This window comes from Streptomyces sp. NPDC058045, assembly GCF_042885635.1.
In the GTDB taxonomy this organism is placed as follows: Bacteria; Actinomycetota; Actinomycetes; order Streptomycetales; family Streptomycetaceae; genus Streptomyces.
The window spans coordinates 126,435-142,683 of the sequence record NZ_JBHVRR010000006.1 but is presented as its reverse complement, the minus strand read 5'-3'; the positions used below and the strand labels follow the sequence as shown (position 1 = coordinate 142,683).

Genomic DNA, 16,249 nt, shown 5'->3' with positions numbered 1-16,249 from the left:
GCCACCATGTGACGCGCACAGGACGAAGGATCCGGTGACGGCGGCACACACGGAGCCGGAAAGGCGGACGATGGACACCGAGGCGGGCAGTACCTCAACGAAGCCGGCCACGGCCACCGAGGCGGGCAGCACCGGGCGCACCGCACGGGTGCCCAAGTACTACCGCCTCAAGCGGCATCTGCTGGACATGACGCAGACCATGCCGCCCGGCACCCCGGTGCCGCCGGAGCGCACACTGGCCGCCGAGTTCGACACCTCCCGCACCACCGTGCGGCAGGCGTTGCAGGAGCTGGTGGTGGAGGGCCGGCTGGAGCGGATCCAGGGCAAGGGCACCTTCGTGGCCAAGCCGAAGGTCTCCCAGGCGCTCCAACTCACCTCCTACACCGAGGACATGCGCGCCCAGGGCCTCGACCCGACCTCCCAGCTCCTGGACATCGGGTACATCACCGCCGACGACATGCTGGCCGGGCTGCTGGACATCAACTCCGGCGGGCGCGTGCTGCGGATCGAGCGGCTGCGGCTGGCCAGCGGCGAGCCGATGGCCATCGAGACCACCCACCTCTCCGCCAAGCGCTTCCCCGCGCTGCGCCGCTCCCTGGTCAAGTACACGTCTCTCTATACGGCGTTGGCCGAGGTGTACGACGTGCATCTGGCGGAGGCCGAGGAGACCATCGAGACCTCGCTGGCCACCCCGCGCGAGGCGGGCCTGCTCGGTACGGACGTGGGCCTGCCGATGCTGATGCTCTCCCGCCACTCCATCGACGGCACCGGCAAGCCCGTCGAATGGGTGCGCTCCGTCTACCGCGGCGACCGCTACAAGTTCGTGGCGCGGCTCAAGCGGCCGGTGGACTGAGCCGGGGCGCACATCCGGTCGAGCTGAGCGGAACCCGTTTTCCCAGTTCGCGCAAGTGCCCAGCTCGGGCAGGTGCGGGGCGCCGACGAACCGTTATTTCTCGGGGGTTCCCACAGGCGGTGCCGTCGCCTACTTTTTTCCTGCGCAAGTCCAGGTGATCAGCAAGGCGAGCTGAGGGGACGGAACCGCACCATGTCAGAAGTGCCGGAAGTCGGCAGGCCGGTGGTCACACCGGTCCGCGTCGTCATCGCGCTGTGCCTGATCGCGCCCTTCGTGGCGCTGCTCCAGGTCAGCACCTACGCAAAGATCGACCCGACGTTCATCGGAATCCCCTTCTTCTACTGGTACCAGATGCTGTGGGTGGTGATCTCCACCGCGCTCACCATGACCGCGTACAAGCTGTGGCGGCGCGACGAGCGGGCCCGCGCCGCGGCCGCCACCTCAACTGCCGCCGGTGGCAAGGGAGGTGACGTGCGGTGAAGGACGGAGTGAACGGTGTCGCACTCGCGGTGTTCATCTTCTTCTTCGCGGCCGTCACGGTCATGGGCTTCCTCGCCGCACGCTGGCGCCGGGCGGCCGATCAGCAGAGCCTGGACGAATGGGGCCTGGGCGGGCGGTCGTTCGGTACCTGGGTGACCTGGTTCCTGCTCGGCGGCGACCTCTACACCGCGTACACCTTCGTGGCCGTGCCGGCGGCGATCTACGCGGCGGGGGCGGCCGGCTTCTTCGCCGTGCCGTACACCATCCTGGTCTATCCGCTGATCTTCACCTTCCTGCCGCGGCTCTGGTCCGTCTCGCACCGCCACGGGTACGTCACCACCTCGGACTTCGTCCGCGGGCGGTTCGGGTCCAAGGGGCTCTCGCTGGCGGTGGCGGTCACCGGCATCCTCGCCACCATGCCCTACATCGCACTCCAACTGGTCGGCATCCAGGCCGTGTTGGACGTGATGGGGGTCGGCGGCGGCGACAACACCAACTGGTTCGTGAAGGACCTGCCGCTGCTCCTCGCCTTCGCGGTGCTCGCGGCCTACACCTACTCGTCCGGCCTGCGGGCGCCCGCCCTGATCGCGTTCGTCAAGGACGGGCTGATCTACCTGGTCATCGCGGTCGCCATCATCTACATCCCGATCAAACTCGGCGGCTTCGACGACATCTTCAGCAAGGCGAACGACGCCTTCGCTCAGACCAACCCGGCCACCGGCAAACCACGCGGCGCACTCGCCCCCGCCGAGGCCGGCCAGTGGGGCTACGCCACGCTGGCCCTGGGCTCCGCGCTGGCGCTCTTCATGTATCCGCACTCGATCACCGCGACGCTCTCCTCCCGCAGCCGCAACGTGATCCGCCGCAACACCACCATCCTGCCGCTGTACTCGCTGATGCTGGGCCTGCTGGCGCTGCTCGGCTTCATGGCGATCGCCGCCGGCATCAAGGTCGACAACGGCCAACTGGCCATCCCGCAGCTCTTCGAGAACATGTTCCCGGACTGGTTCGCGGGCGTCGCCTTCGCGGCCATCGGCATCGGCGCGCTGGTCCCCGCGGCCATCATGTCGATCGCCGCGGCCAACCTCTTCACCCGCAACATCTACAAGGACTTCCTGAAACCCGACGCCACCGCCGCACAGGAGACCAAGGTCTCCAAGGTGGTGTCGCTGCTGGTGAAGGTGGGCGCGCTGATCTTCGTCCTCGGTATGGACAAGACGGTGGCCATCAACTTCCAGCTCCTGGGCGGCATTTGGATCCTCCAGACCTTCCCGGCTCTGGTCGGCGGCCTCTTCACCCGCTGGTTCCACCGCTGGGCGCTGCTGGCCGGCTGGGCCGTCGGCATGGTCTACGGCACGTCCGCCGCGTACGGGGTGGCCAGCCCCACCCAGAAGCACTTCGGCGGCAGCTCCGACACCATCCCCGGGATCGGTGAGATCGGCTACATCGGCCTCACCGCCTTCGTGCTCAATGTGGTGGTGACGGTGGTCCTCACCGTCGTCCTCAAGGCGGTGAAGGCACCCGAGGGCGTCGACGAGACCTCGCCCGGCGACTACACCGCGGACGCCGGCGACCCCGGTGTCCGCACCGAACTGCCGCCCGCCACCGCCGCGGAGAGCACACACTGACCCACCCGAACCCCCCACCGCCTGCGTACGGGCCGCCGGATCCCCCCGGCGGCCCGTACGTATGCCGCGGGCCGGCACACAAGATGTGGGGGTGGCTCAGCACAGGCGGCACCAGATGTATGCTCATCCCGCTGTCGCCGCAGGGGAATCCGGTGAAAATCCGGAACTGTCCCGCAACGGTGAACGGGCCCGCCCCCGCGGGTCCGTGAGTCCGATGACCTGCCGACGGTGTGCCCGGCCGTCCGGCCCGGGCACCGATGACGTCCGGGCCTCGCGGAGTGGGCCGGTGGACGCCGGGTGCCGCCCTCGTACGGCCACTCCCGCGCGCCTCGCCGCCCCGCCCCCGCGGGACCGGAGCCGAGCGAGGGAGAGCTTCCGTGACCATCGCGCCAGCCGATCCGACCGCACTCCAGGAGCGGACCGGCGACGACGGGGCCGCGCTGCTGCGGACCCTGACCGGTCTCACCGCCGACCTGCCCGACGCCGACCCCGGCCGGGTCGCCGCCGCCGCACTCCGCGGCCGGTCCGCCGGCGCCGACGCGGCCGAGCTGCGCGAACTGGCCACCGAGGCCGCCGCCGGCCTCATCTCCGAGGACCCCGCCTACTCCCGGCTCGCCGCCCGCCTGCTCGCCGGCGCCCTCACCGAGGAGGCCGCCGCCGAGGGCGTACGGAGCTTCTCCGAGTCCATCGCGGCCGGCCACCGGGCGGGCCTGGTCGCCGACCGCACCGCCGAGTTCGCCGCCCGCCACGCCGCCCGCCTGGACGCCACCGTCGACCCCCAAGGCGACGACCGCTTCGGCTACTTCGGGCTGCGCACCCTCTACAGCCGCTATCTGCTGCGCCACCCCGACACCCGCCGCATCCTGGAGACCCCGCAGCACTTCCTGCTCCGGGTCGCCTGCGGCCTCGCCGAGGACGAGGGCGCGCCCGCCGTGGACGAGGTCACCGCGCTCTACCGGCTGATGAGCCGCCTGGAATACCTGCCGTCCTCCCCCACCCTCTTCAACTCCGGCACCCGGCACCCGCAGATGTCGTCCTGCTATCTGCTGGACTCGCCGCTGGACGAACTCGACTCCATCTACGACCGCTACCACCAGGTGGCCCGCCTCTCCAAGCACGCCGGCGGCATCGGCCTCGCCTACTCCCGTATCCGCGCCCGCGGTTCACTGATCCGCGGCACCAACGGGCACTCCAACGGGATCGTGCCGTTCCTGAAGACCCTGGACGCCTCCGTCGCCGCGGTGAACCAGGGCGGCCGGCGCAAGGGCGCGGCCGCCGTCTACCTGGAGACCTGGCACGCCGACATCGAGGAGTTCCTGGAGCTGCGGGACAACACCGGTGAGGACGCCCGCCGCACCCACAACCTCAACCTGGCGCACTGGATCCCCGACCTCTTCATGCGCCGCGTGCAGGACGGCGCCGACTGGTCCCTCTTCTCCCCCGCCGACGTACCCGAACTGCCCGACCTGTGGGGCGAGGAGTTCGACCGGGCCTACGAGGCCGCCGAGGCCGCGAGCCTCGCCCAGCGCACCCTGCCCGCGCGGGACCTGTACGGAAGGATGATGCGGACCCTGGCGCAGACCGGCAACGGCTGGATCACCTTCAAGGACGCCGCCAACCGCACCGCCAACCAGACCGCGACCCCCGGGCACACCGTGCACTCGTCCAATCTGTGCACCGAGATCCTGGAGGTCACCGACGACGCGGAGACCGCGGTCTGCAATCTGGGCTCGGTGAACGTGGGCGCCTTCGTGGACACCGAAAGCGGTGAGCTGGACTGGGAGCGGCTGGACGCGGCCGTACGCACCGCAGTCACCTTCCTGGACCGGGTCGTCGACATCAACTTCTACCCGACCGAGCAGGCCGGGCGCTCCAACTCCCGCTGGCGGCCGGTCGGTCTGGGGATGATGGGGCTCCAGGACGTCTTCTTCCGGCTGCGGCTGCCCTTCGACTCGGCCGAGGCCCGCGCCCTCTCCACCCGGATCTCCGAGCGCGTCATGCTCGCCGCCTACGAGGCCTCCGCCGACCTCGCCGAGCGGCATGGCCCCCTGCCCGCCTGGGAGTTGACCCGCACCGCGCAGGGCGTGCTCCACCCCGACCACTACGGCACCGAGACCGCCTGGCCCGAGCGGTGGGCGGCGCTGCGTGAGCGGATCGCCGGCACCGGGCTGCGCAACGCCCTGCTGCTGGCCATCGCCCCCACCGCCACCATCGCCTCCATCGCCGGCGTCTACGAGTGCGTCGAGCCGCAGGTGTCCAACCTCTTCAAACGGGAGACGCTCAGCGGGGAGTTCCTCCAGGTCAACTCGTATCTGGTGGACGACCTCAAGCAGTTCGGGGTGTGGGACGCCCGCACCCGGGAGGCGCTGCGCGAGGCCAACGGCTCGGTACAGGGCCTGAGTTGGATCCCCGAGGAGGTACGGGCGCTCTACCGCACCGCGTGGGAGATCCCGCAGCGCGGCCTGATCGACATGGCGGCGGCCCGTACCCCGTACCTGGACCAGTCGCAGTCGCTGAACCTCTTCCTGGAGACACCCACCATCGGCAAGCTCTCCTCGATGTACGCCTACGCCTGGCGGCAGGGGCTCAAGACCACGTACTACCTGCGCTCCCGGCCGGCGACCCGGATCGCGCGCGCCGCCGCGGGCACGGCGCCGCCCCCCGCGGCGGACGCCGTCACCTGCTCCCTGGAAAACCCCGAGACCTGCGAGGCCTGCCAGTGATGACCGCCGAAGGCACCACCAAGAACCTGCTCGACCCGGGCTTCGAACTGACCCTGCGCCCCATGCGCTACCCGGACTTCTACGAGCGCTACCGGGACGCCATCAAGAACACCTGGCACGTCGAGGAGGTGGACCTGCACTCGGATGTCGCGGACCTGGCGAAGCTGACGCCCGGGGAGCAGCACCTCATCGGACGGCTGGTGGCCTTCTTCGCCACCGGTGACTCGATCGTCGCCAACAACCTGGTGCTCACCCTCTACAAGCACATCAACTCGCCCGAGGCGCGCCTCTATCTGTCCCGGCAGCTCTTCGAGGAGGCCGTGCACGTCCAGTTCTATCTGACGCTGCTCGACACCTACCTCCCCGACCACGACGACCGGGCCGCCGCCTTCGCCGCGGTGGAGAGCATCCCCTCCATCCGGGAGAAGGCCGCGTTCTGCTTCAAGTGGATGGCCGTTGTATCTGAAGGCGGGGTGGAGGAGATGGACCGGCTGGAGTCCGCCGCCGACCGGCGCCGCTTCCTGCTCAACCTGATCTGCTTCGCCGCCTGCATCGAAGGCCTCTTCTTCTACGGCGCCTTCGCCTATGTGTACTGGTTCCGCTCCCGCGGCCTGCTGCACGGCCTGGCCACCGGCACCAACTGGGTGTTCCGCGACGAGACGATGCATATGAGCTTCGCCTTCGACGTGGTGGACACGGTGCGCAAGGAGGAGCCGGAGTTGTTCGACGACGCCCTGGAGCAGCAGGTCGCGGACATGCTCGGGGAGGCGGTGGAGGCGGAGTTGCAGTTCGCCCGGGACCTCTGCGGCGAGGGCCTGCCCGGGATGAACACCGCCTCCATGCGCGAGTACCTCCAGTGCGTCGCCGACCAGCGCCTGACCCGCCTGGGCTTCGCCCCGGTGTACGGCTCCACGAACCCCTTCTCGTTCATGGAGCTCCAGGGCGTGCAGGAGTTGACCAACTTCTTCGAACGGCGCCCCTCGGCGTACCAGGTCGCGGTGGAGGGCTCGGTCTCCTTCGACGACGACTTCTAGGACTTCTAGCCGCTCACGGGGCGCCGCGCGGGTGGGCGGGACCGCTGTGGTTCAGCGCGGTTCCGCCCGCAGCAGTAGGCGTTTGGGGGCGAGGGTGATGCCGATCCTGGGTGCCGGGTCGCTGGCGGCGACCGGAGCCAGGTGCCAGCGCGGCAGCACGGTGGCGAGGACCAGGGCGATCTCCGCCATGCTGAAGTGGTCGCCGGGGCACTTACGCTTGCCGACACTGAACGGCATCATGGCGAACTTCGGTACCCGCGCGGCCCGTTCGGGCAGCCAGCGGTCCGGGTCGAACTCCAGGTGCCGCTCGAACGACCGCGGATCGCGCTGCATTGCGTACGCGCTGTAGACGATGTCCGTGTCGGCCGGAATGCGATAGCCGCCGAGTTCGTTCTCGGCCACCGAGCGCCGGGTGAATATCCAGGCGGCGGGCCGTACCCGCATGGCCTCCACGATCACATTCTTGGTGTGGACGAGGGCGTCGAGGTCACCGTATGAAACCGGCCGGTCACCCGTCACGGAATTCACTTCTTCAACCACCCGGGTTTCCTGCTCCGGGTGCTCGGTGAGGAGCTGGAAGGTCCAGGCGAGGGTGGAGGCCACATTCTCCGATCCGGCCACGATCAAGGACACCAGGTGGTCATGGATCTCCTGGTCGGCGAGGGGTGCGCCGGATTCCTGAGTGGCCGTCAGCAAAACCCCGAGCAGGTCCTCACCCAATGCACCCGAGGAGCGACGTTCCGCAATGACTTCGTCGACCAGGGTGTGCAGATCGGCCAGTGCGCGCTCAAATCGCCGATTGGCCCGAGTGGGCATCTTGTAGAGCGGCCCCACGGGGAGTACCACCCGCCGGTACAGGCCCTCGAAGACGGTGCCGAGGGAGGCGGAGATCCGGTCCGCCTTCTCCCCGATCGAGTCCACCTCCAGCAGCGAACGGGACACGATGCGGACCGCGGTGCGAAAGGTCTCGGCCGCCACGTCCACCGTCTCGCCGGGCTGCCAGCGGTCGGCGGTGGCCCGCGCCTCCTCCTCCATCACGGGGCCGTGGTCGGCGATCCGCTCGGGCCTGAACGACGGCTGCATCATGCGCCGTTGACGGCGGTGGTCGGCCCCGTTGCTGGTGGCCACGCCCTTGCCGAGAAGCACCTCCAGGGTCTCCCACAGCGGCCCGCCGACCTCATATCCCGGGCTCTTGAGCAACTCCCCCACAAGTTCCGGGTCGTTGACCGCGTACGCCGTCTTCGGGCCGAGGCGCAGCCGCACCACGTCGCCGTGGTCGCGGAGCCCGGCGAGGAACCCCAGCGGGTCGCCGACCAGCTTCCCCGCGTGCCCCAGCAGCGGCAACCGGCCACCTGCGTACGGGGGTTCGGCGGCGGCCGGGGGTGTGTCCGGGTCCGCCGCCACGGTGGATTCGCTGCTCATACCTCACCTGCCGGGTCGCTGATGTAAGGGGGATTGGAGCGGTCCTCCCAGGTGTCCACGCGATAGCGACCGGACTCGTGGTGGAACCAGTAGACGGAGGAGAACCAGTTGCGCATATTGAAGAGGCATGACCGGATCCCGTCGGCCGTCCGCGCGCTCGCGGAGCTCTGCTCACCGAATTCCGCGGCGAGTCTGAGGACTTCCTGCTCGGCCTCCAGGAAATCAGCGGTACAGGTACCCACACGGCGCCTGACTTCCGCCATGGATTCGTCCGGCGTCATTCCCTTGTGATGAATGATGCTGATACCGAGATTGTGGACCTCACCGCCCGCCATTTCCTTGGGCAGTGAACAGAGGTCGTTGTACCAGGCGGAGAAATCCTGACTGGTGAGTGCGGCCCGCCGATATGCGGGATCGGTACGGATGACGGCCGGGAGTTCGCATTGCGCGGCGAGTTCCAGAAGGTCGAGCCAGACCCAGTGCCCGAATGTGTGGCGGCGGAGTTCCACATAGGCGTCGACGGGGGGTACGCAGTCGTTCCTGCGGTTCTCGAACTCCTGGTCGTAGGCGGCGATCACGGAGTGGAAGTGCTCGGCGAAGCGGGCGTTCCAGCGCGGGCCCAGATAGGAGAAGATCCGCACGATGGTGTCGGCGAAGGCCGCCACCAGCGGATCCTCGTGGTGCAGATGGGACTCGGGTGCGTCGAGTGCCGCGTGCAGCAGGGTGCTGAGCCGACGCCAGGCCTCGCTGCGGCCGTGCACCGCGTCCCGGTCGTGGATGTCGTCCCAGACGAAGAACCAGGCACTGAAGTCGGCTATCGCACTGAGGACTTCATCGGGTGCCCCGGTGTAGTAGCCGGCGACCAGGTCGGTGTAGCGCAGGTCGTCCGCGTAGCGTGCGACCTTCTCCGGGGGCATCAGCCGTTTCTCCAGCAGCCACTCGCGCGTCGTCTCCTGGAGCCGCGGCCAATACGGGTGGCGGTGCCGCGGAAAACGCTCCTCTACGACCGGGAGCCGGAACGCCGCCGGCACGGGGACTTCCGGGGGTGGTGCCGCCTGTTCCGGCGCGCTGCTGTAGGTGAAAGCAGACACTTGACTTTCCTTCCGCCGTCTTCGGGTGCGGGCACACCTCTCCCCCGGGTCATGCAGATGTGCTCCGCGAGTATCCCCGCATTTTCCATTCAGCACCACAACTGACCGTTCAGGGAACAGATTTGCTCCACTCACTCCCCCGTGATGCCAAGAACATCCCCTTACGCACCCCGGTCCATGCGCGCATTATCCCCTGGCATATGCAGACGCCCGGCCGGAGCAGGAGCTCCGACCGGGCGTCAACCCGCCTGCGGGTGCTGGTCGTTGGCCTAGTCGTTGGCGACCACGGGGTAGCGCGGGGTGCCCTCGGCCATCTGCCGCAGGGCGTCCTTCCGTTCCCGCTTGGAGAGCCGGTCGATGTACAGCCGGCCGTAGAGGTGGTCCGTCTCGTGCTGGAGGCAGCGCGCGAAGTAGCCGGTGCCGCGCACCCGGATCGGGTTGCCCTGCTCGTCCTGCCCGGTGACGACCGCGTAGTCGGGCCGGGCCAGCGAGGCGTACGCCGTCGGCACCGAGAGGCAGCCCTCGCCCGCGTCGTCCAGGCTGCGCTGGTCCGCGGGGAGTTCCTGGAGCACCGGGTTGCACACCACGCCGACGTGCCGCACCCCGTCCTCGTCGCCGCAGTCGTAGACGAAGACCTTCAGGTCCACGCCGATCTGGTTGGCGGCCAGGCCCACGCCCTCCGCGGTGCGCTGGCTGGCGAACATGTCGTCCACCAGCGCCGCCAACTCGGCGCCGAACTCGGTGACATCGCGGCACTCCCGGTGCAGTACCGGATTCCCCACCACGGTGATCGGCCGGGAGGTGCCGCGCTCCCGGTAGGCGGCCTCGCGCTTCTCGCAGTCCTGCGAGTCGATGACAAAGCCCTCGTCGTCGACGGGGAGGACCCCCTGGTCCTGCTGCTGATCCGTGTCCTGCTGCGCCATCTTGGCCGTGAGCCTTCCTGGGAACCTACGAAATGCCGTGCGGTACAGCCTACGGCGCCCCGCCCCGCCCTCATCCGGGAGACGTCCGGCTCAGCAGACCTCTTCGAGATCCCGCCAGTCCCGGGAGTCCGGGCTGTCGGCGACCCAGCCGTCCAGCAGCCCGCGCACCAGCGACGCGGGCGCGGCTATCCCGCACTCCCGCTCCGGCACCCACAACTGCCCGTCCGTACGGTGGCCCAGCGGACCGGGGTGGCCCGGCTCGCTGTGGTCGTGCGGGTCGAGGTGCTCGCCGTCGCCCTCGTCGCTCGGCATCCGGCTCTCCGAGCACATCCGGCACAGCAGCCGCACCGAGGACGACCAGTCCTCCGCGGCGAAACCGGCGTCCGCGGCCAACTGCTCCAGCGCGTCCCGGTCGTCCTCGGTCGCCGCCTCCAGCAGCACCACCCAGGTCGGCACCGGGGACGGCGCCCACAACTCGATCTCGTCGAAGACCGGGTAGGCGTGCCCGGCGGCGGTGGTCCGCTCGCCGTGCGGCACCCCGTCGTGCAGGACCACCTCGCCCCAGCGGCGGCCCGAGGACGGCAGCGGGATCGACTGCACCTCCAGCCGCGCCGGGTCGATCCGCCGGCCCCACACCACTTCCGCCTCGCCTTCCGGGGACAGCCGTACCGCGGCGCTGCCCAGCTCCATGCCGAGCGGCTCACCGGCCGCGGCGGGACCCGCCCCGGGCAGCCGCAGCCCGTACGCCTGCCAGGCGCGGCGGGCCAGCGGCCAGTCCTGGAGTGCGGTGGCGGCGATGCCCACGTTCCACCAGTCCGGGGCGCCGGCCTCCCGGTCCAGCAGGGCCACCGCGCGCAGCCCGGCGGTACGGGCCTGCTCCCAGTCGTGCCGGAACTTGTGCAGCAGCGCGAGATTGAACCAGGACTCCGACAGCCACGGCTCCAGATCGGCCGCGCGGGTCAGCAGCGCCCCCGCGTCCTCGTACCGGCCGTCGCCGATCAGCGTGAACGCGCGGTCGGTGGCCTGCCGCCAGGAGGCGGAGGGCCTGTTGTGTCCCTTGCCGAAGATCCTCACGATTCCCGCCTGCCGTCTCGACCGGGAGCGACGAGGCCGCCGCCCCCGGGTGGGCACAGCCCGGTCCGCCTGCACCCCCGGACACCCTCACGTTCGCATCCAACCACGGACGGTCCGACGCCCGCTCATTACCCATGGGTTACCCGGCTGGAGGCCCGGTCAGACCCCTGTGACCGGGCGCGATACGCGGCCCCGGCAGCGCCGCCGCCCCCGCCCCGAGGACCCGGCCGAGCGCCTCCACCACCTGCGGCTGGTACTCCCGCCCGGTCGCCAGCCGCAGCTTCTCCAGCGCGGTCAGCGCCCCGGCCGGCCCCTCGGTGCGGACCAGTTCGTCGTAGGCGTTGGCCACCCGCACGATCCGCGCCGCCAGCGGCTGCTCCCGGTACGGGTCGGCCTGCTGCTCCACCACCCGCGCCACCTCGGCCTCCACCCCGGTCTGCCGTACCACCGCCCCGCCGAGGAGGGCGATCCGCCGCTGCTCGGCGGGCGGCAGACCGGCGGTGGCGCCCTCGGGCACCGGGTCGACCAGCGACAACTGCCCGATGTCATGCATCAGCGCCGCGTACTCCAGCACCTTCAGCCGCTCCCCGCACAGGCCCAGGTCGCGGCCGACGGCACCGCTCAGCTCGGCGACCCGGCGGGCGTGGCCGTGCGGGGTGCAGCCGGCGACCTCGGTGGCGCGGGCCAGGGAGGCGATGGTCTGGCGGTAGGTGGCGCGTACCGCGGTGTACCGGCGCAGGGAGAGCTGGGTGAGGAGCAGCGGCAGGGAGAAGACGGGCAGCGCCCACAGTCCGGCGACGGCGACGGCGAGCGCCAGCACGACGCCGGTGGCGCCCACCGCGGAGCCGATACCGAGCAGCCCGCGCGCCTCCTCCCGCAACAGCGGCACAAAGCCGGGTGTCCGGGCGCGAGCGCGGGCGAGTGCCGCGGCCAGCACCACATCGCCGAGCGCGGTCACCGCCAGGACGGCGGTGATCAGCAGCGGATAGGCGGGGCCGTCCGCCAGGGACGCCAGCCGTCCGCCGCCGTGCACCGGCCTCATACAGACCGCGGCCAGCGCCACCCCGAACAGCCGCCGTACGCACTGGTCCGGGGTCGGTCCGCGGCCGGCCGCCACCCTCGGTACCGAGCCGAGCAGGGTGCCGGCCGTCACCACCGCCACCGTCTGGAGCACGCCCTGCTGGGTGGGGTGGCCCGCGTTCTGCGCGAGCAGCGCGTAGGCGATGGCGCCGGCCGCGGCGAGGGGCGCCGGCTCCCGGTCCTCGCCGCTGTGCCGGGTCAGCTCGCCCGCGGCGACCAGCGCCCCGAAGGCGAACGCGGTGCCCCGCTCGTCCAGCCCCCGCAGCAGCGTCCCGCCCAGCGCCACCACCACCAGCACCCCGGCCGCCACCCGCACCACCGGCACCGGCCACCCGGCCCCGCCACCGCTACGGCTCACGAGGCGGGCTCCGTACGGGACTTGGGCTCCGCGCGGGGTGCGGACGCGGGTGGTGGGGTGTCCGCGGTGACCGCCGGGTGCCAGCCGCAGCGGTCCAGGGCGCGCACCAGGGCGGTCACCATCCGCGGGTCGAACTGGGCGCCGGCGCACCGCCGCAGCTCCGTCAGCGCGGCCGGCACCGGTCGGGCCCGACGGTAGGAACGGGTCGAGGTCATCGCGTCGAAGGCGTCGGCGACCGCCACCACCCGGGCGAACTCCGGGATCTGCGCCCCGGCCAGACCGTACGGGTAGCCGCTGCCGTCGAGCCGTTCGTGGTGGTGCAGGATCGCCGCCCTGGCCTCGCCGAGGAAGCCGATGCCGCGGACCATCTCATGGCCGTACTCGGGGTGCAGCTCGATGACGCGGCGCTCCTCCGCGGTGAGCGGGCCGTCCTTGCGCAGCAGCCGGGTGGGCACCCCCAGCTTGCCCACGTCGTGCAGGATCCCCGCGAAGCGCAGGGCCTCCACCCGGTCGTCGTCCAGGCCGAGTTCGCGGCCGATGAGCACCGAGGCGCGGCCGACGCGCTCACTGTGGCCGCGGGTGTACCCGTCCTTGATGTCGACGGCCTGCACCAGGGCCCGGATGGTGTTCCGGTGCGCTGCGCGCTCCCGGTGGTACTGGGCGAAGGCCCAGCAGGAGACGTACATCGGCAGCAGGGCGAGGAGGGCGGCGGGCGGGCCGTAGCGGCTGCGCCAGAGGACGGCCGCCATCAGCCCGGCCAGCCCGTGCACCGCGACCGGGCCGAGCAGCCGCAGCAGCCGTCCGCGCCAGGCGGCCCGCGGGCCCCGCCGCTCGGCCGCGGCGAGAACGGCCCCGTCCAGCAGCGCCAGCGCCAGGCAGAAGGCCAGCACCGCGGCCGCGGCGGGGAGCAGCGCGTACGGGAAGCGGGGCACGCCGGAGGTGCCGAGGAGGTCGGCGGGGCCGCCGGCGGCGCGCCAGACGGTGGCCGCGGCCCAGCTTCCGAGGGCGAGCCGGGCGGCTCGCCACAGCCGGTGCAGCCACACCGGCCGCGGGTCGTCCCCGGTCCCGGCGAGCGCCCCCGGCACCGCGACCAGGGCGGCCGCGGCGGGCGGCAGTACGAAGACCGCGGCGAGCAGCACCGGGAAGAAGGTGCCGAACGCGGCCGGTACCAGGCGGCCCAGGAGGCGGCGGCGCGGCAGCAGGGCGCAGGCCGTGTGCAGGGAGGCGAGCAGGGCCAGCGCTGCCCAGGGGGTGCCGGGTCCGAGGGCGGCGCGGCAGCAGCAGAGGGCGGCGAGCGCGGCACCGAGAACGCAGAGCGTGCCGGCCGGCGGCACCTGTCGCATCACGCCCCCTCCCCCCGGTCGCGGACCCGGGTGCCGGGACGGCACACACGGGTCCGGTCAGGTTCCGGAGAATAGGGCGGCGGGGACCGGCGCGGGGGCGGCAGCGGTGAATCGGGTGGCGCCCCGGCGCCGGATTAGCACGTTCGGGTGACGTGGTGCGGGTCTGCGCCGGGCCTCGGCGCGGGCGATGCGCCGGTGTCCGGCGGTCCCAATCGCCCCCGGCGCTCTCGCAGTTCCGGGTGAGCCGGGGTCAACCGCCTTCGGTTCCCCGGCAGTTCGCGCGGGCGGAGGTCAACTGCCTTCGGCGGTCGCGGAGATGTCCGTGGCGGTGACGTCGGTGGCGGTGACGTCGTGCTCGGGGACGGCTTGGCCGGAGCGGATCAGGTCGATCCGGCCCATCACCTTGGCGCGCAGATCGCTCGGCACGTCGTCATGGCCGCAGCAGCGCTTGACCAGCTTCTTCACGGCCTGCTCCAGGCCGTACTTCTCCAGGCACGGCGAGCACTCCTCGAAGTGGTGCTCGAACTTGGTGCAGTCGCTGTCCGGCATCTCGTTGTCGAGGAACTCGTAGAGATGGTCCAGGACTTCACTGCAGTCCGTCTCATGCGGCTCTCCGCAGCTCATGAGCCCGAGCCTTTCGCTTCGTCCGAGTCCGTCACACCCGCGGGGACCAGACCGCGGTCCCTCGCGTAATCCTCCAACATGCCGCGCAGCTGGCGGCGGCCGCGGTGCAGCCGGGACATCACGGTGCCGATGGGTGTCCCCATGATGTCCGCGATCTCCTTGTACGCAAAGCCCTCCACGTCCGCGAGATAGACCGCGATCCGGAACTCCTCGGGGATCGCCTGGAGGGCGGCCTTCACATCGGAGTCGGGCAGATGGTCGAGGGCCTGCGACTCGGCGGAGCGCAGCCCGGTCGACATATGCGACTCGGCGCGCGCCAGCTGCCAGTCCTCGATCTCCTCCGCGGCACTGCGCTGGGGCTCGCGCTGCTTCTTGCGGTAGGAGTTGATGAACGTGTTGGTGAGGATGCGGTACAGCCAGGCCTTGAGGTTGGTGCCCTCGCGGAACTGGTGGAAGGACGCGTACGCCTTGGCGTAGGTCTCCTGCACCAGGTCCTCGGCGTCGGCCGGATTGCGCGTCATCCGCAGCGCGGCCGAGTACATCTGGTCGAGGAACGCCAGCGCGTCCCGTTCGAATCGTGCGCTGCGCTCCGTGGCGGTCTCGCCGGGCCGCTCCGCCGGGCCGTGACCGGTCTCCGCGTCGGTCCCTGTGACCGGACCCACCTCCTCCGTGTGTGTGCGGGCCGAGGTGGCCGCACCTGCCTCGGAGAATAGTCGACCCGGGCCGCGCGGGCTTGTGCGTTCCGCTCCGCGAGAGGCCTCGCCGGTGGTGGCCGCGGTGTGCAGCACCGACCACTCCAGCCCGGCACCCTCAGCGCTGCGGCGGGCCGGGCAGTACGTCGAACCCATGCGGGGGACTCCCTCTCGTACGCGGGGCTGAACAGCTCGTTACGCCTGGCACAACAGCCGTCCCGCGGTCCGCATTCCCGGATCAGCCGGGCAGCGCCGCCAGCCAACCGGCGACCCGGCCGGCGATCAGCGCGAGGGTCGCCGCCTCCCCGGGCCCGCCCCGCCGGGGCACCGCGAACCCGTGGTCGGCGGCCGGCACCCCGGCCAGCTCGTGGTCCCCGGCGGGGAATTCCGGGGGCCGCCCGAAGGGGTCCCGTTCGCCCTGGACGACGAGGGTGGGCAGCCCGGTGCCGAGGAGTTCCGCGGCGCGTGACTTCTCCGGGCGGCCCGGCGGGTGCAGCGGGAAGGACAGCGCCAGCACGGCGTGCGCACCGAGCGGCCCCGCGGTACGGCAGGCGACCCGGGCGCCGGCGCTGCGGCCGCCGGCCACCACCGGCGGACCCGCCCCGGTGAGCGCCGGCCACAGCTCACGCCAGGCGGTGTCCAGGGTCTTCGGCGCGGGCGCCACCTTGCGTCCGGCGACCCGCCAGGGCTGTTCCACCAGGGCGACGGTGACGCCGCGGGCGGGCAGGGCGGCGGCGAGCGCGGCCAGGTCGCGGGCACCGATCCCGCCGCCCGCACCGTGCCCGAGCGCGAGCACCAGCCGGGGCGCCCCCGCGGGGAACCAGCTCACCCGGGCGTCCCCCACGGCGGTCGGCACGGTGTCCACGGTGGCGGGGTCCACGGAGTCGGGGACTTCGAGTACGGGGGCGGCGGCGTCCGCGGAGC

Annotated in this window: 14 protein-coding genes and 1 riboswitch; of the genes, 5 read left to right on the top strand and 9 right to left on the bottom strand. The window is 71.5% G+C overall.

The genetic code is table 11. From position 1 onward, the window contains the following. Positions 1-70: 70 nt before the first annotated feature. From ACFVST_RS06305 to ACFVST_RS06285, 5 genes are all read left to right on the top strand, one after another. Complete coding sequence (locus tag ACFVST_RS06305) at positions 71-853, top strand: GntR family transcriptional regulator (protein ID WP_390147395.1); 783 nt, start codon at positions 71-73, stop codon at positions 851-853. 192 nt (positions 854-1,045) lie between these two features. Next, positions 1,046-1,333, top strand: coding sequence for a DUF3311 domain-containing protein (locus tag ACFVST_RS06300; protein WP_390147393.1), 288 nt, complete (start codon positions 1,046-1,048; stop codon positions 1,331-1,333). Beyond that, a complete protein-coding gene (mctP, locus tag ACFVST_RS06295) occupies positions 1,330-2,961 on the top strand; it encodes a monocarboxylate uptake permease MctP (protein WP_390147391.1) in 1,632 nt (543 codons plus the stop codon). The genes ACFVST_RS06300 and mctP overlap by 4 nt, the downstream gene beginning before the upstream one ends. 89 nt (positions 2,962-3,050) lie before the next feature. After that, a riboswitch (cobalamin riboswitch) is annotated at positions 3,051-3,203 on the top strand. 135 nt (positions 3,204-3,338) lie between these two features. Continuing rightward, positions 3,339-5,684, top strand: a complete 2,346-nt coding sequence (locus tag ACFVST_RS06290) for a ribonucleoside-diphosphate reductase subunit alpha (protein ID WP_390147389.1) — start codon at positions 3,339-3,341, stop codon at positions 5,682-5,684. Continuing rightward, positions 5,684-6,718, top strand: a complete 1,035-nt coding sequence (locus ACFVST_RS06285; protein ID WP_390147387.1) for a ribonucleotide-diphosphate reductase subunit beta — start codon at positions 5,684-5,686, stop codon at positions 6,716-6,718. Before ACFVST_RS06290 ends, ACFVST_RS06285 begins: the two co-directional genes overlap by 1 nt. Before the next feature lie 51 nt (positions 6,719-6,769). Here the strand turns inward: ACFVST_RS06285 and ACFVST_RS06280 are convergent, their stop codons facing one another. From ACFVST_RS06280 to ACFVST_RS06240, 9 genes are all read right to left on the bottom strand, one after another. Next, entirely contained in the window at positions 6,770-8,140 is a 1,371-nt protein-coding gene (locus ACFVST_RS06280) for a cytochrome P450 (protein WP_390147385.1), read from the bottom strand. Continuing rightward, entirely contained in the window at positions 8,137-9,231 is a 1,095-nt protein-coding gene (locus tag ACFVST_RS06275) for a multidrug MFS transporter (RefSeq protein ID WP_390147383.1), read from the bottom strand. The genes ACFVST_RS06280 and ACFVST_RS06275 overlap by 4 nt, the downstream gene beginning before the upstream one ends. Before the next feature lie 269 nt (positions 9,232-9,500). Next, entirely contained in the window at positions 9,501-10,154 is a 654-nt protein-coding gene (gene def, locus ACFVST_RS06270; RefSeq protein ID WP_390147381.1) for a peptide deformylase, read from the bottom strand. A gap of 90 nt (positions 10,155-10,244) precedes the next feature. Then, positions 10,245-11,228, bottom strand: a complete 984-nt coding sequence (locus ACFVST_RS06265; protein ID WP_390147379.1) for a tetratricopeptide repeat protein — start codon at positions 11,226-11,228, stop codon at positions 10,245-10,247. 139 nt (positions 11,229-11,367) lie between these two features. Then, a complete protein-coding gene (locus tag ACFVST_RS06260) occupies positions 11,368-12,666 on the bottom strand; it encodes an HD-GYP domain-containing protein (RefSeq protein ID WP_390147377.1) in 1,299 nt (432 codons plus the stop codon). Then, positions 12,663-14,009 (bottom strand): HD-GYP domain-containing protein, encoded by a 1,347-nt coding sequence (locus ACFVST_RS06255; RefSeq protein ID WP_390147375.1) that lies wholly within the window; start codon positions 14,007-14,009, stop codon positions 12,663-12,665. Before ACFVST_RS06255 ends, ACFVST_RS06260 begins: the two co-directional genes overlap by 4 nt. Positions 14,010-14,300: 291 nt before the next feature. Next, positions 14,301-14,633 (bottom strand): mycothiol system anti-sigma-R factor, encoded by a 333-nt coding sequence (gene rsrA, locus ACFVST_RS06250; protein ID WP_390147373.1) that lies wholly within the window; start codon positions 14,631-14,633, stop codon positions 14,301-14,303. After that, positions 14,630-15,295 (bottom strand): sigma-70 family RNA polymerase sigma factor, encoded by a 666-nt coding sequence (locus ACFVST_RS06245; RefSeq protein WP_390147460.1) that lies wholly within the window; start codon positions 15,293-15,295, stop codon positions 14,630-14,632. Before ACFVST_RS06245 ends, rsrA begins: the two co-directional genes overlap by 4 nt. A gap of 268 nt (positions 15,296-15,563) precedes the next feature. After that, a complete protein-coding gene (locus tag ACFVST_RS06240) occupies positions 15,564-16,205 on the bottom strand; it encodes an alpha/beta family hydrolase (RefSeq protein ID WP_390147458.1) in 642 nt (213 codons plus the stop codon). Between the last annotated feature and the right edge of the window lie 44 nt (positions 16,206-16,249).